Raw genomic sequence first — 11,986 nt, 5'->3', positions numbered from 1 at the left:
CCATATGAAACAATACCTGGACCGTAGCATAAAACCCAACTCATTACCGCCACCGGCAATAACAACCCAATAATGAAAAAAGTACGCATCTCCATCCCCTTCGAAGACAATAAAGACCGTAGCATTTTAACGGCATTAAAAGCTATCTGTAGTTATAGCGATTTAACATTAGAAGCAATTGCACCCCAGTTACGACAATTTCATGAAGGCCATGACATCCATTGCGATATTACAACTCTGGAATTGGACACACTTATTAACATATTGAAGCACCATGGATTTATGCTTAAAGTATCCTGGTAAAGTTTATCCGGCAGAAGGTACAAAAAGGAAAGCCTGTACCATTTTTCGCAGCAAAACCCCGCCCTGTTCCTACATCTACTATGATCAGGCCTAACAACGATTAACAGGCTATTTATCTCCGGCTGATAGCCCCTTATAACATATTAACTACCTAAATAAAAGGACACGATGCCCAGTATCAGATGCATATGCGACCATATAATTTCGCTTGGGGCCATTCCATCACCTAACAAATACCTGGTTATACCGGATGTAACGGTTGAGGATTTTGTTGAGGAAATAAAAGCAAATCCCAGCGATGAGCAGATTTTCGATAGCTTACATAAAATTGCAAAGGACCTGGCCAAATGCGCATCCTGCGGCCGCATATGGATCGATGAAAAAAATGACAACGTGTATCGCTCTTATGCTCCGGAATAGGTGATAACCGTTATAATTGAAGGATGCAAGTCTGTTTACTATAATAATGTGTTTGATACAGCACCCACCATAGGGCGAGTACTGGCCAATTGACACTAAAACCCATGAAAAAGATAAATATTACCATCATCTATACCAAAAATTTTCCGCTGCTGATTGCATTGAAAGTGATCCGCGAATACAGTGATCTAGCATTTGAGACCATAAGCCCGTTAATAGATTTATTTCATAAAGAAAAAGAAGTCCGGATCGACGCGTACACGAAAGACTGGAACAATCTTTTAAGCACCTTAAAATTCACCGGCTTCAATGTGGCATATACGGAAAACGATATCCTCATTACAGGATGGGATAAGGCGGTAATGTTCCCGGATAGCGCTTATTGAATTTATGGGTTCGGGTTTAGAGCAAAGCACATCAACAATACGAAACAAAAAAATGCAACAGACCTATTTGTATCAATGGCTGATCTGCTCCTGGAGTAAATACCATGCCAGCAGGAACAACGACCTGATACATCCCGAGGACCTTGCAAAGGCCGAAGAACAAGGCCTGGGCAGCTTTTCCGAATGTGTATACGAGGACGCAGCATACCTAACCTTAAAAAAGATAACCGGCGAAACAATACGGGTAAAGGCAGAAGGAGTTTTCCGGATCTTACCTGCACCAAAATTCAGGATGGGCGACCCTGTCCGGGAGGTAGCGCGACCCGAAGTCAAAGGTACCGTTTGTGAATTCATCTGGCACACCAAAGATCTTGACTATAAGTATTATATTGTAATAGGCGGCAGAAGAAAGAGCCGGCGCTACAACCCGGATGAGCTTGTACTTTGTCCGGCATAAATAAAAGCTCGTTACGGCAAAAGATTAAACCCGGGAAACATGAAAAAGGAAATCTTAGAAAAAATCAATTCGGACAGCCTGCCTTTACAGATTGCCGGATTGGATGAAGCAATAACCGTTTTGGATCACTTCACGGACCAACTCACCGGCCTGTTAGAAACATCAGGCGACAGCCTGTTTGTAGCCGAACGGATCAGTGCCATAATGGAACGCCTGCAACACAAATTGGAGACCACGTTCCAGGAAACCCGCCAGGAACAAGTCCGGTTTCAAATTGCTATGATTTTCCTGACCAATAATAATTTCACGAAGGTGCCCTATCTCCTGAAATTTGCAACAGATACGGATAATATAAGCGATGCCATTTTTTGTCTGACCAAGATGCATCGCAAAGGCCTGCCGGGCGTAAAAAGTATCGCTCAAAAATGGCTCGACAAATTAAACGATAGTCCCCTGGTAAGCGATCCTTTAAAGAAGAAAGACCTGGCTATGGCATTACAAGACCTGGTATAAACGGAGCGTCTATGCCTTAAGATCTTGCTCATAGCTTAAGGGGCCGGCATGGGTAAGCATAACATCGATGACCTGGCCCTGTCAAACAGCGTAAACAAACAGGAAAGATGGCACAATATAAACCTTATCTCTTTTTACTGCTCCTGGTTCCCGGCTTCAGCGCCTGTACGGACAGGCAGGCAGGAGACCGGGATAAAGCGAAACACGATAAGCCCAAAGAAAGGGTAAAAGCCAGGCTTGAAGATTGTATATATCGTAAGGATACCCTCTTTGATGCTACCAGTAGTTTAAAGTATGTGATCCGGGACACGTTTTATGATGTACGCGTACAACTCGAAAACAAAGACACCATGCTGGGATACCGGTTCGACTGCACCGTGCCCCAGGGCCTGGTGCCTGCATTTTATGCTTATCATAAACACACCCTTTGCCTGCTCAGGGGATCGGGACAAAGCTACAGGGAGTTTACGATTTGTTATATCCACGATGGGCGCATGATGGTCAAATATTATGAAACGGCGCTGGCAGCCAAGTTGGAAGAGGACCTGGTCGTTTACCAGGATTACAATGAACCCCGGAAAATAATAATGGAAGACATCAGGACAGAGCAGCAAAAAATAGTTAAGCTTCCCGGCAGTTTGACGAATACTGCTATAATCCGTACGCGGATCAGCAAAAACAAACTCGTAATTGAATTGGCAAACGAACAGCAGATCACATTCAGAAGGTAGCCTGCACAACTACATCCCGGCGCAAACGAATATCTTAAAATTTATATAGAGGATAAAACTGTCCGATTGGTATCTTTATACAAACAGCAGCAAGCCGCTCTGTGATGGCTTACAAGAGCTTAACGACAATACCCTATGAAACGATTCCTTGCGGATATACAGACCCATGAGATACCGCTTTACCAAATAACCGATACTTACCTGCAGGCCTGTGCGGTCCGGGAGACGCGCCGGGATATCGATCTCAGCGCACTCCAGGCCTATCTGGATAAAGCCTGCTATATTGAGATCTTACTGGACCTTGGCAAATGCATTTTCGATAACCAATCCATTACCAGTAACGAGACGCTGCTTACCGATGGCAACTGGATATGGAGCGGGGACCTTAACCATTATTCCCTGCTGCATCACTTTGCCTGGCCAGAAGCATTTATAACATCCGTGCAAAAACGAAGCTATAAACCCAAACGTATAACCGGCAGACAAAAAAATGAAATAGCGCACCTGGCCAATGAGATAAGCCGGAAGGTGTACGGGGAGCAATTTACGACGGTATATCCCAATGGCAAAGATGAAACTGTATACGCAGAAAGGACCTATGTGGTTACAGCATTGGATACGCTTATTTAAAAAACAATCGCATCTAAAACGACAGTACAGGTATGAAAACGGTTTTAATTGACGGCCGGCAGTACGATAGCGTGCGGGCAATACACGCCTTCTTTGCTAAAACATTCGACTGGCCTTACTACGGCCACAATACCGATGCATTATGGGATCTGCTGACTACAGCTGTTGAACGGCCGCTCACTATAAAATGGATCAATATCGACGCCTCCCGCGAGCAACCAGGAGATGAGCACCGGACCCTACTCAACGTGTTGCGGCGCGTGGAAGCCTGGGACCAGGCACATCTTAAAGCATCAGAAAGGCTTCACCTGGTGATGGAATAAGATACGCACCTGGCAGGATATACCGGTTTTAAAGGCAGCGATAGCAATAAAACAGAAAGTATCCCGGACATTAATTCAAGCTTTAGCCTCGACAACAATCTTCATGCTACAGGTAACAAAGAATAGGCATCGAAATAGCCTGCTCCTGGTAATACTATGGATAACATCCTGCAGCACGCTGCCGGCCGGAACCAGGTTTGCGCAAGGCATAGCGTTGACTGACCACATTAACACACCTATCCTGTCCATATATGGGCAACAAATAAAAGGACCATGGTATACCCGGGACGCAGCCATCCGCACACTGTTTACTGACAGCTTATGTATCCATGCCAGCGCCTATAGCAGCGATACGACAAGATACACCTTAAGCACAGGCAAGGACCAGACCACGGCTGACGAAGCCCCGATTTACCTGACATTTACCTCCCTTGAAGGTGCAGTATCCCGCTTCTCCGTTGAAAGCCTGACGGATAGCAGCCTCGTATTGATGTCGCTGGAAAACGGAAATATCTGGACCTTAACGCGGGGATCAAAATAGATAAAGCAATTCCCTGGATGATAAGAACAGAACAGGTTAGCCCTATCAACAATAAATCATGGAAGAGATAAAAACAGTTATTATTGGTGCGGAGTACAACAAGGAAGTCATCGACAAGCTGGAGCTCCTTTTATTACAGGAAGGCGCCGCACTTACAGCACAAAAAGAAGGAGTGGCCGGATCACAGGACTACCAGTGTTACCAGGTCATGTTAAGCGGCTCTATGATCAGCATAGAACTGGAAACCTATACAGGTATGGCCATTACCGGCAACGCAGCCGTAGTTGATTACCTGTGTCTGGCTTTACAAAAACAAGCAACATAAAAAATGACCACACATTTCCGTACAACTCCGCCGCCCATCAAACAACAGGCATTTATTGCGGTACTCGCTTTAGGCTTTATGATCCTGCTTTATGCACCCTGCACTTTTGTCCACAAGCGGGAGCAATTCCGTACCGGGGACCTGGAAGTGACACTCAACAGCGTCTACAGCAGGCTTGCGTGGCAGGATTTCGTATTTGACAAACAGCTTGTGCTAACCTATAAGGAGAAAACCATCAAGTTACATTACGAGTCTATAGAACCCGAAGTGTATCTCTACCGGAAAGCGAAAAGCATTATCATCCTGGACCGGTATTCGGGCGCCAATGCGTACGAGTTGACAACCCTGCGTTTGATCAGCGCCCCGGATTGCCTGGCAGTATCGGATGCCTGCGAAGGCTTCAGCAAAGACACTATAGCGGCCCTGGGCAAGCCCGCCCTGGTCCTTAGCGGTTTTTGATCGCATATACAAATCCGGGCCAAGTAACCAACAGGAACAATAAGCACTATATTTACACGGGGCGCCAGGCCTGCTACTCCCAAAACTTCCTTTATGCCACAATACCTCGACCAATATTTCCTCGTCGCCAACCGGGATAGCGAATTCGTATCGGCCTTCCTCAACCGCTACCTGCCGGACCGGAAATCTTCTGCCGAAGATTACCCCGTCGATAGCGAAGCCCACACTCCTATTATCTTTAGTGAAACCAGCGCATTGCTCCGTTACCTGGAAGCCCATCCGGACAAGGACTACAGTATATACTGGCGGAGCAGCAACCCGGTTGCCACGATACAACATGCGATGGCCTTTTACACCAGGGATGGTCAACTGATCCTGGGCATTTCTATTACCGGCAGACATCCGGAAGAACCGCAAAGTACGGCGCTCTTCAAAGCAATAAAAACATTCCTGTCGGCAAAGGTTGCGTGTATTACGGCAGAGGAACCGCCGCCAGACAATGTCCCGGACTTCATAAACTTCGCAGCGGCAAGATTCCCTCACTCCGGGCAATTATAACCGGCGCATGCAGTACATTTGTATACCAACAAGCCAAACCTGCGCTACTACTACCATGACGCCTCAATTTGAAATATCAGAAGTATCCGCAAATAAGAAGGATAATATAGCAGTAACAGGCAGGGCGTTGAACACGATCAGGCAAGGCGATGTACTTTATGCAGACCCCGAAGGTAAGGAGCAGGTAGTCGTGACAGAGATCCGCTTCCGGGATCAAGCGATTGACCAGGTGGAAGCCCCTCACGCATGCACCCTTTTTATCGCCGCGAACAAGAGCGCGCTCCACAAATATCTTTTTGTATAACACACATCACCGGTCCCGCCTTTGTTGGTGACAACACCAACAAAGGCGATAAAACACGAAAGCATTTTCTGATTAAGATAAAGCTAGCTCACGAACACGCCCTAAGATAATCTTGTCGTGTGCCGTTGTATTATCTGCCGGTTTTCAACCAACCGGCGATCTTCTTATCCCATATTTTTTGTTGCGCGACATTTCTGTGATTATCTGTTGCTCTATCATACACATACTGCACACTATCTTCTTGGGCAGCAAACGAATAAAAAATCCGGTTTATATCTGCGTTTACGGTAGTCCTATTAAATCTATATGCCTTAAAAGCAATGTTGGCTTTGCGCGCGAAGACTTCAGTGATATCAAAATGGCCCTGCTCATGTTGCAATGATCGGGCTGTTTGATACCGTGTTTTCTGCCAGGATCGTTTTCGATAAAATACAGCGCTTATAATTACGCTAATAGAAGTATCGGAAGTATACCGTGATGCTGTTACAAGGCCTGAATAAGTAGCCGCTCCTCCAATCGAATTTGTATCCGGCATACCCTGAAAATCATCCCAGGTAAGTTTTCTATCCTTATTCCAGTAAATCGTATCACCAGCAGTATAACCCTGTCGCTTGGTATCGCCCTCTTGTGTCATTGCCCTAAAACAGCTAAAAACAAGTAAAAGTGAAATTACAATTTTCATAATCCGGTCTGATAGGGTAATTGATTTTTAGAATCCAAAATTCCGCCCCTTGCTGGTGTTTCCCGCCGTTCCCGCCGTTGTTGGTGTTTTCACCAACAACACAACACATCACCAATGGTAGAACATCACAGGCACGTTCTGTTTAGCGCTTTTCCGCCGTTGTTGGTGTTGTCACCAACAACACAACACATCACTAATAGCAGAACATAAAATCCTAGACACGTTCTACTTAGCGCTTTTAAATCGTAACTTACATTTTTAATGCTTCCATATAAACGATACGAAACACAATTTTTTACAGCCACCATTCTAAAATGGAGGAAGTTATTGACACCCGACAAGTACAAAGACATCGTTGTTGATAGTTTGAACTTCCTCACCAAACACCAAAGAGTATTTGTGCATGCATTTGTTATTATGCAGAACCATATACACCTGGTATGGCAGGTCAGACACCCGCATCTATACATGAATGTACAAAGAGACTTCCTAAAGTATACGGCCCAAAAAATAAAATTCGATTTACAGGAACATCACGCTGAGATTTTGAAATACTTCTACGTGAATGCCAAAGACCGGCAATACCAGTTTTGGCAAAGAAATCCATTATCCGTTGATGTGTATACAGCGGCTGTATTAGAACAGAAGATAAAATACATACACGAGAACCCCGTGAGGGCTGGATTGGCACTCCACCCTGCCGAATATCATTATTCTTCAGCCAGCTATTATGAAACAGGGATAGATCAATTTGGTTTTTTATCATCACCGTAAATCATATGTTGTTGGTGACAACACCAACAAACGGCGCAAACACCAACAACGTCGAAAAACACATTTTTTTACAGCCACTATGCTTACCCTATGCACTATACCAGCTGGAACAGCCGCCTGTTGCCTTTCTTCAGGGAAGAGCTGATCAAAAAAGAAGATCCGTCGTTATACCCGTCTATCGCGTCCTTTCGCCAAAAAGACATCTATACCCCAGAACAGCGCCGCGCCCTGCAGCAATACTGTGCGCAATGCCCGAACATAGTAGCCACCAGTTATGAACGATGCAACGCCTACTCCGGAACAAAGACCTCCGAACTGGCCTATTATACCGATGGCGAAGTGATCTTTAACAACCTTCTCTTTGATTACCTGGAACGGGAAGACTTTGCGTTGCCGGAACGCTGGCTCGCAGGAATAAAAAACCGGGACTATATCCTGCAGACAACAGCCATCGATATAGACAGGATGTTGCATTCCGGCATAGATATATTTCAAATGTCTGCGCAAACCTTTGATGATATTCCGCTGGTTAAAGCGTTTATGAAATAGTAGCCTTACCATAAACCGGGGCGGAACCCTGCTCCCCCCCTATCTATGTTGCCGCGACCGGTAAGGTTTCCATCAAAGCAAAGAGCAACCCCGAAGGATTGCTCTTGCCCCTATACACCACATACATCCTCATCTTCTCTATTTGCCTGTTAAGATTTATAATAATCTCTTTTTGCCTGGTAGACGGCATCTTTACGTTCCTGTTTCAGTTCCTTTACTTTTGCTTTCCGGTCGGCAGCAGGCAGGGTATTGTCCATCTTCACGGAGTGGATACGATCGGAATAATCATGTTTGATATCCGCCACTTCCATATCGAGCTTACTGGGCCTGTTGTAGTTCCGGTAATACGGCGCATTATACCAGGATGAATACCATCCTAAACCGCCGTAGGGATAATAGTAGTGCGGATAAATTCCACCACGCACTACTACCGTAGTCCTGCCTCTGTGAAATCCTCCGTCGCCACGTCCGCGAAACTGTGCAGAGGCACCAGACACCATCGCGGACATCAAGACGATCAACACTAACTTTTTCATTGTTTTTGTATTTGTTATTTAGACGCGCCGGAATACAAAAAGCATAATCGTTTTTGCAGAATAACATTGCAATAACGGGGCAGGAACAAGCCGGAAAAAAGGAAACGAAAACACGCGCAGAACGGCGCAGCAGGAGTAGCATTTTTCATAAAAAAGCCCGGGCATGCAATAGCTGTTGCCTGCCCGGACGACCGGTGCTCAGGATCGGGGTCGGATCCTTACCGGAGATAACTGCGCTTAAAACAGAAGGAACATTCGTACCTCCGTATCGGCAGCCAGAACAACAGGAGCTTGACCACTACAGGACGTGGAACCCGCGTATCCAGTGCAGCTTTGCCACACTTGGGACATACGTTGGATGCTTTGGTGCGATAGACCCAATCCGGCAGCGGGTCATCCTCCCTGCCCTGCATGTCTGCATGGCGCTCAACTTCATTCATTGTAAAAATTTTAACAAAGATGATATTTTATTTACTAAACATCTAATTATCATTTGGTTACTGATTTGTTACTTCCCTACAGGCCCCGCCGGACGGGAACCCCACACCGCTATTGCTGTTAAAATCCATTTAAAGAAAAGCCATACGCTATCTTTTTATGATCCGCGGGCTATACTTGCTTTTTGTTATCATTTTATAATTTCTTTGCAGGAGATCGAATCCAGGACTATGGCAAGGACAACCAATATTCTACCGGAACGGGGTAATATCTTACAGCGCATCAGCACGATGCTGAAAGTATTCTGGCTCTATACCTCCAACCTGCTCCTGCTTACGGCTTTCGGCCTGGCCTTTCTCAATCTCTCACAAGGCGGCGATGTATTGGTCAAGACCTCAGAAAACACCCATTGGTACCCCGGTATCCTGGTGATGCTGGCGCTGTTCTTCTGGGTGTATATAACCTGGTATTCGAGCCGAATCATCAGTTACCTGGAATCCGACCTGATGCAGCTTTCTCCCGGCCTGCTCTACCATATGCCCAGACTGATGGGCTTTTATATTTACGCCCTGTTCGTGATGGCCCTGCTCAATAAGCCCGGCCTGCTTAGTGTACCGCTCAACGGGCTGATGATATTCTTACTGCTGGTGGGCTATGGTGTGTTGTACTGGCAACTGAACCTATGGACCCGGATCGGGTCGGTTACCTTCCGGAAAAAATACGGCAGCCGGCGGTTCTCCCGCGTATGCAGCGTTGTCTTCTGGCTCAACCTGTTCGTCATCGCCGGTTTTGGCATGGTACGCGAAAGCAGCCTGAGCATGATTATCGGCGCCACCCTGTTACAATTCATGTTTATATTCCTTGTGATTAACCGGCGGCATATCGGCAATATCTGGGGCGCCGGCCAATTACTCGGCCTGCTCGAAGACCTGTTGAGCCGCATCTTTTCGAGGGCTTTGGGTAAGATACCCGGCTTCGAGGATTTTACCTTCGCCATCTTCAACCTGGTATCCTTTATTGCGCTGGTCATTTACCTGCTGGCCGTATTCTGGCTTCCCTTCTCTATCGGCTTCGGCACACTGGGCGTAGTATTACTGGCGCTGGGTTTCTATGCCGGCCTGTTCAACCTGATCAAAATGTTTTCGGTCATGTACCGGGTGAAGATCGCCTTTTTCCTATTGATCCCGATGCTGGTGGGTGGCCTGTTGTTCGAACCTCATAAGATAACCACCTTCCCCGTACAACATGTGCCCTATGACCAACGCCAGGACTTAAAGACTTTCTTCTATAACTGGCTGGCACAACATGAAAGCGAGCTCCGGAATGACAGCCTGGATTTGCTGCCCCTGGTATTTGCCCATGCCGATGGCGGGGCTTCGCGTTCGGGCTACTGGACGGCATCGGTATTGGGCGCGCTGGATAGCGCTACGGATCAGCGTTTCAGCCGGCATCTTTTTGCTTTATCCGGTGCATCGGGTGGCAGTGTGGGTAATGCAACTTTCTTTTCGCTGTTGTACCTGCGGCAGCTTAATGCCGGTTATGCCGGCAGCCTGAACCGCAGCGGCCTGGTACAGCCCGCACAGGACTTCCTGAAAACCGACTTCCTGACCTATACCCTGGCCCGTATGCTGGGTCCCGATATCTTTAACAGTATATACCCCGCTGTGGCCGACCGCGCCCGGGCGCTGGAATATGCCATGGAAGCGGGCGCCAGCCGGAACACGCTACTGGACGGCTTTTTCGCCACGTCCTTCTCGCAACTAGCCACCAACAGGCAGGCCTCCTACACCCTGCCCGCGCTTTGTATCAATACCACAAGAATGCAGGATGGGATGCCCGGGGTGATCAGCAATATCCGGATCGATACCGCCGTATTCGGACGCCGGCTGGATGTATTGTCGCTGCTCGAGCCCGGCGAAGATCTGCGCCTGAGCACTGCCGTGGTGATGGGCGCCAGGTTTCCCTATATCAGCCCTGCCGGTTGTATGACCCGTATGGAAGAGGACGCCGATGGCAAGCGGTATAAGGCCAGGCATTATTTTGTGGATGGCGGTTATTTTGATAATTCGGGTGCTGGCGTCGTACACGAGATGATCATGCACCTCGACTACCTGGTCAAAAACGATACGGTATTGCAAAACCGTTACGGCGTGGCATTGAACAAACTACGCTTCCTGGTGGTACATATCAGTAACACGCCCTATTCCGTAACGCGCTTCAATAAAGCGTTTCCCTTCAGCAACGACCTGGCTGCGCCGCTGCTCACCCTGGCGGGATCTTACAGTTCGCAAACTTCGGTAAACAATTCGAGGCTGGAAAAGTATATCCAAACCCTGTATTATAAAGACCCGGTAAGCCTGCGTTACGGCTTGCCCCAGCTTTACTTTGAAATGAACCTGTATAGCAACGACAGCGAAGAGACCTATGCCATGAACTGGTCGATATCGGATGCCACGCTCAGGCGTATGCAAAGCCGGCTGCATCATAACTATAAACTGGATTCGCTGGTTAGCCAGCTCAACCGGATAACCCCCTTGCCCTGATCGCTGCGACAGGCAGGCATTGCAAACAGCAGGTAAGAACCCGATAGGCTATAAAAGGAAGAAGCAGGAACCGTGGTCCCTGCTTCTTCCTTTTGATCGGGATAGAACTATTTTTTAGGAGTTTTAGCCGCGGCAACTTTAGCTGCCAGGTCTTTACCCGCTTTAAATTTAGGAACTTTCCTTGCTTTGATTTTAATAACCTCGCCGGTCTGAGGGTTACGGCCATTACGGGCAGTACGCTGAGAAACGGAGAAAGTACCAAAACCTACCAGGGTTACATTTTCACCTTTTTTCAGGGCGCCGGTAACCGCAGCTGTGAAGGAATTCAATACTTCATTTGCCTGCACTTTAGTAAGGCCGGCGTCAGATGCGATCTGATCAATTAATTCAGCTTTGTTCATAATCTATATTGTTTTTATTATTGAATGGCGATGTTACAAAAGTTCAGGGATACAACCATAAAAAATGCGAAAAAATTATTCACATCCGTTATCCACACTACTTTTCCGGGCAT

General features: G+C 47.0%; 19 protein-coding genes. 15 read left to right on the top strand and 4 right to left on the bottom strand.

The genetic code is table 11. From position 1 onward, the window contains the following. The first annotated feature begins 72 nt into the window (after positions 1–72). The 12 genes from B0I18_RS24930 to B0I18_RS07765 all read left to right on the top strand — a co-directional run bounded on the left by B0I18_RS24930 (position 73) and on the right by B0I18_RS07765 (position 5,950). Positions 73–303, top strand: coding sequence for a hypothetical protein (locus B0I18_RS24930; protein ID WP_146146689.1), 231 nt, complete (start codon positions 73–75; stop codon positions 301–303). A 524-nt stretch (positions 304–827) separates the two neighbouring features. Further along, positions 828–1,109 (top strand): hypothetical protein, encoded by a 282-nt coding sequence (locus B0I18_RS07815; RefSeq protein WP_106522131.1) that lies wholly within the window; start codon positions 828–830, stop codon positions 1,107–1,109. A 52-nt stretch (positions 1,110–1,161) separates the two neighbouring features. Next, a complete protein-coding gene (locus tag B0I18_RS07810; protein WP_106522130.1) occupies positions 1,162–1,566 on the top strand; it encodes a hypothetical protein in 405 nt (134 codons plus the stop codon). A 39-nt stretch (positions 1,567–1,605) separates the two neighbouring features. After that, the gene (locus B0I18_RS07805; protein WP_106522129.1) at positions 1,606–2,079 is read left to right on the top strand and encodes a hypothetical protein; all 474 of its coding nucleotides are present in this window, start codon (positions 1,606–1,608) and stop codon (positions 2,077–2,079) included. A 107-nt stretch (positions 2,080–2,186) separates the two neighbouring features. Next, positions 2,187–2,810 carry a hypothetical protein gene (locus tag B0I18_RS07800; RefSeq protein ID WP_106522128.1) on the top strand — a complete coding sequence of 208 codons (624 nt, stop codon included), beginning with the start codon at positions 2,187–2,189 and terminating at the stop codon, positions 2,808–2,810. Between the two features lie 135 nt (positions 2,811–2,945). Continuing rightward, complete coding sequence (locus tag B0I18_RS07795) at positions 2,946–3,440, top strand: hypothetical protein (protein WP_106522127.1); 495 nt, start codon at positions 2,946–2,948, stop codon at positions 3,438–3,440. A 32-nt stretch (positions 3,441–3,472) separates the two neighbouring features. After that, on the top strand, positions 3,473–3,763 hold the full coding sequence (locus tag B0I18_RS07790) for a barstar family protein (protein ID WP_106522126.1): 291 nt from the start codon (positions 3,473–3,475) through the stop codon (positions 3,761–3,763). Between the two features lie 214 nt (positions 3,764–3,977). Continuing rightward, positions 3,978–4,304 carry a hypothetical protein gene (locus B0I18_RS07785; RefSeq protein ID WP_146146688.1) on the top strand — a complete coding sequence of 109 codons (327 nt, stop codon included), beginning with the start codon at positions 3,978–3,980 and terminating at the stop codon, positions 4,302–4,304. Positions 4,305–4,362: 58 nt separating this feature from the next. Continuing rightward, positions 4,363–4,629, top strand: a complete 267-nt coding sequence (locus B0I18_RS07780) for a hypothetical protein (protein ID WP_106522124.1) — start codon at positions 4,363–4,365, stop codon at positions 4,627–4,629. 3 nt (positions 4,630–4,632) lie between these two features. After that, on the top strand, positions 4,633–5,088 hold the full coding sequence (locus B0I18_RS07775) for a hypothetical protein (protein WP_106522123.1): 456 nt from the start codon (positions 4,633–4,635) through the stop codon (positions 5,086–5,088). A 93-nt stretch (positions 5,089–5,181) separates the two neighbouring features. After that, positions 5,182–5,646 carry a hypothetical protein gene (locus B0I18_RS07770; protein ID WP_106522122.1) on the top strand — a complete coding sequence of 155 codons (465 nt, stop codon included), beginning with the start codon at positions 5,182–5,184 and terminating at the stop codon, positions 5,644–5,646. Positions 5,647–5,653: 7 nt separating this feature from the next. Beyond that, a complete protein-coding gene (locus B0I18_RS07765) occupies positions 5,654–5,950 on the top strand; it encodes a hypothetical protein (protein WP_181358376.1) in 297 nt (98 codons plus the stop codon). Positions 5,951–6,080: 130 nt separating this feature from the next. On the opposite strand, the gene B0I18_RS07760 is transcribed toward B0I18_RS07765, so the two are convergent. Then, positions 6,081–6,632 (bottom strand): hypothetical protein, encoded by a 552-nt coding sequence (locus B0I18_RS07760; protein WP_106522120.1) that lies wholly within the window; start codon positions 6,630–6,632, stop codon positions 6,081–6,083. 468 nt (positions 6,633–7,100) lie between these two features. Between B0I18_RS07760 and B0I18_RS25325 the strand changes: the two genes are divergently transcribed. Both B0I18_RS25325 and B0I18_RS07750 read left to right on the top strand, forming a co-directional pair. Continuing rightward, entirely contained in the window at positions 7,101–7,406 is a 306-nt protein-coding gene (locus tag B0I18_RS25325) for a hypothetical protein (protein WP_245882074.1), read from the top strand. 90 nt (positions 7,407–7,496) lie between these two features. Beyond that, positions 7,497–7,955, top strand: a complete 459-nt coding sequence (locus tag B0I18_RS07750) for a hypothetical protein (RefSeq protein ID WP_106522118.1) — start codon at positions 7,497–7,499, stop codon at positions 7,953–7,955. A 149-nt stretch (positions 7,956–8,104) separates the two neighbouring features. On the opposite strand, the gene B0I18_RS24925 is transcribed toward B0I18_RS07750, so the two are convergent. Both B0I18_RS24925 and B0I18_RS07745 read right to left on the bottom strand, forming a co-directional pair. Continuing rightward, positions 8,105–8,491, bottom strand: a complete 387-nt coding sequence (locus B0I18_RS24925) for a hypothetical protein (RefSeq protein WP_146146687.1) — start codon at positions 8,489–8,491, stop codon at positions 8,105–8,107. A gap of 218 nt (positions 8,492–8,709) precedes the next feature. Next, complete coding sequence (locus B0I18_RS07745) at positions 8,710–8,931, bottom strand: hypothetical protein (protein WP_106522117.1); 222 nt, start codon at positions 8,929–8,931, stop codon at positions 8,710–8,712. 228 nt (positions 8,932–9,159) lie between these two features. On the opposite strand from B0I18_RS07745, the gene B0I18_RS07740 reads away from it, so the two are divergent. Beyond that, positions 9,160–11,472 (top strand): hypothetical protein, encoded by a 2,313-nt coding sequence (locus B0I18_RS07740; protein WP_146146686.1) that lies wholly within the window; start codon positions 9,160–9,162, stop codon positions 11,470–11,472. A 107-nt stretch (positions 11,473–11,579) separates the two neighbouring features. Here B0I18_RS07740 and B0I18_RS07735 read toward each other — a convergent pair whose 3' ends face one another. Then, positions 11,580–11,873 carry an HU family DNA-binding protein gene (locus B0I18_RS07735; RefSeq protein ID WP_106522115.1) on the bottom strand — a complete coding sequence of 98 codons (294 nt, stop codon included), beginning with the start codon at positions 11,871–11,873 and terminating at the stop codon, positions 11,580–11,582. Positions 11,874–11,986 lie beyond the last annotated feature (113 nt).

It is taken from the genome of Taibaiella chishuiensis (assembly GCF_003014535.1).
Taxonomy (GTDB): Bacteria; Bacteroidota; Bacteroidia; order Chitinophagales; family Chitinophagaceae; genus Taibaiella; species Taibaiella chishuiensis.
Note: the sequence above shows the minus strand (reverse complement) of the source record. Positions and strands in the feature narration are given on the sequence as shown.

Coding starts and splice junctions, on each gene's coding strand:
- B0I18_RS24930 (WP_146146689.1), top strand. CDS start 73: ATGAAAAAAGTACGCATCTCCATCCCCTTCGAAGACAATAAAGACCGT.
- B0I18_RS07815 (WP_106522131.1), top strand. CDS start 828: ATGAAAAAGATAAATATTACCATCATCTATACCAAAAATTTTCCGCTG.
- B0I18_RS07810 (WP_106522130.1), top strand. CDS start 1,162: ATGCAACAGACCTATTTGTATCAATGGCTGATCTGCTCCTGGAGTAAA.
- B0I18_RS07805 (WP_106522129.1), top strand. CDS start 1,606: ATGAAAAAGGAAATCTTAGAAAAAATCAATTCGGACAGCCTGCCTTTA.
- B0I18_RS07800 (WP_106522128.1), top strand. CDS start 2,187: ATGGCACAATATAAACCTTATCTCTTTTTACTGCTCCTGGTTCCCGGC.
- B0I18_RS07795 (WP_106522127.1), top strand. CDS start 2,946: ATGAAACGATTCCTTGCGGATATACAGACCCATGAGATACCGCTTTAC.
- B0I18_RS07790 (WP_106522126.1), top strand. CDS start 3,473: ATGAAAACGGTTTTAATTGACGGCCGGCAGTACGATAGCGTGCGGGCA.
- B0I18_RS07780 (WP_106522124.1), top strand. CDS start 4,363: ATGGAAGAGATAAAAACAGTTATTATTGGTGCGGAGTACAACAAGGAA.
- B0I18_RS07775 (WP_106522123.1), top strand. CDS start 4,633: ATGACCACACATTTCCGTACAACTCCGCCGCCCATCAAACAACAGGCA.
- B0I18_RS07770 (WP_106522122.1), top strand. CDS start 5,182: ATGCCACAATACCTCGACCAATATTTCCTCGTCGCCAACCGGGATAGC.
- B0I18_RS07765 (WP_181358376.1), top strand. CDS start 5,654: ATGCAGTACATTTGTATACCAACAAGCCAAACCTGCGCTACTACTACC.
- B0I18_RS07760 (WP_106522120.1), bottom strand. CDS start 6,632: ATGAAAATTGTAATTTCACTTTTACTTGTTTTTAGCTGTTTTAGGGCA.
- B0I18_RS25325 (WP_245882074.1), top strand. CDS start 7,101: ATGAATGTACAAAGAGACTTCCTAAAGTATACGGCCCAAAAAATAAAA.
- B0I18_RS07750 (WP_106522118.1), top strand. CDS start 7,497: ATGCACTATACCAGCTGGAACAGCCGCCTGTTGCCTTTCTTCAGGGAA.
- B0I18_RS24925 (WP_146146687.1), bottom strand. CDS start 8,491: ATGAAAAAGTTAGTGTTGATCGTCTTGATGTCCGCGATGGTGTCTGGT.
- B0I18_RS07745 (WP_106522117.1), bottom strand. CDS start 8,931: ATGAATGAAGTTGAGCGCCATGCAGACATGCAGGGCAGGGAGGATGAC.
- B0I18_RS07740 (WP_146146686.1), top strand. CDS start 9,160: ATGGCAAGGACAACCAATATTCTACCGGAACGGGGTAATATCTTACAG.
- B0I18_RS07735 (WP_106522115.1), bottom strand. CDS start 11,873: ATGAACAAAGCTGAATTAATTGATCAGATCGCATCTGACGCCGGCCTT.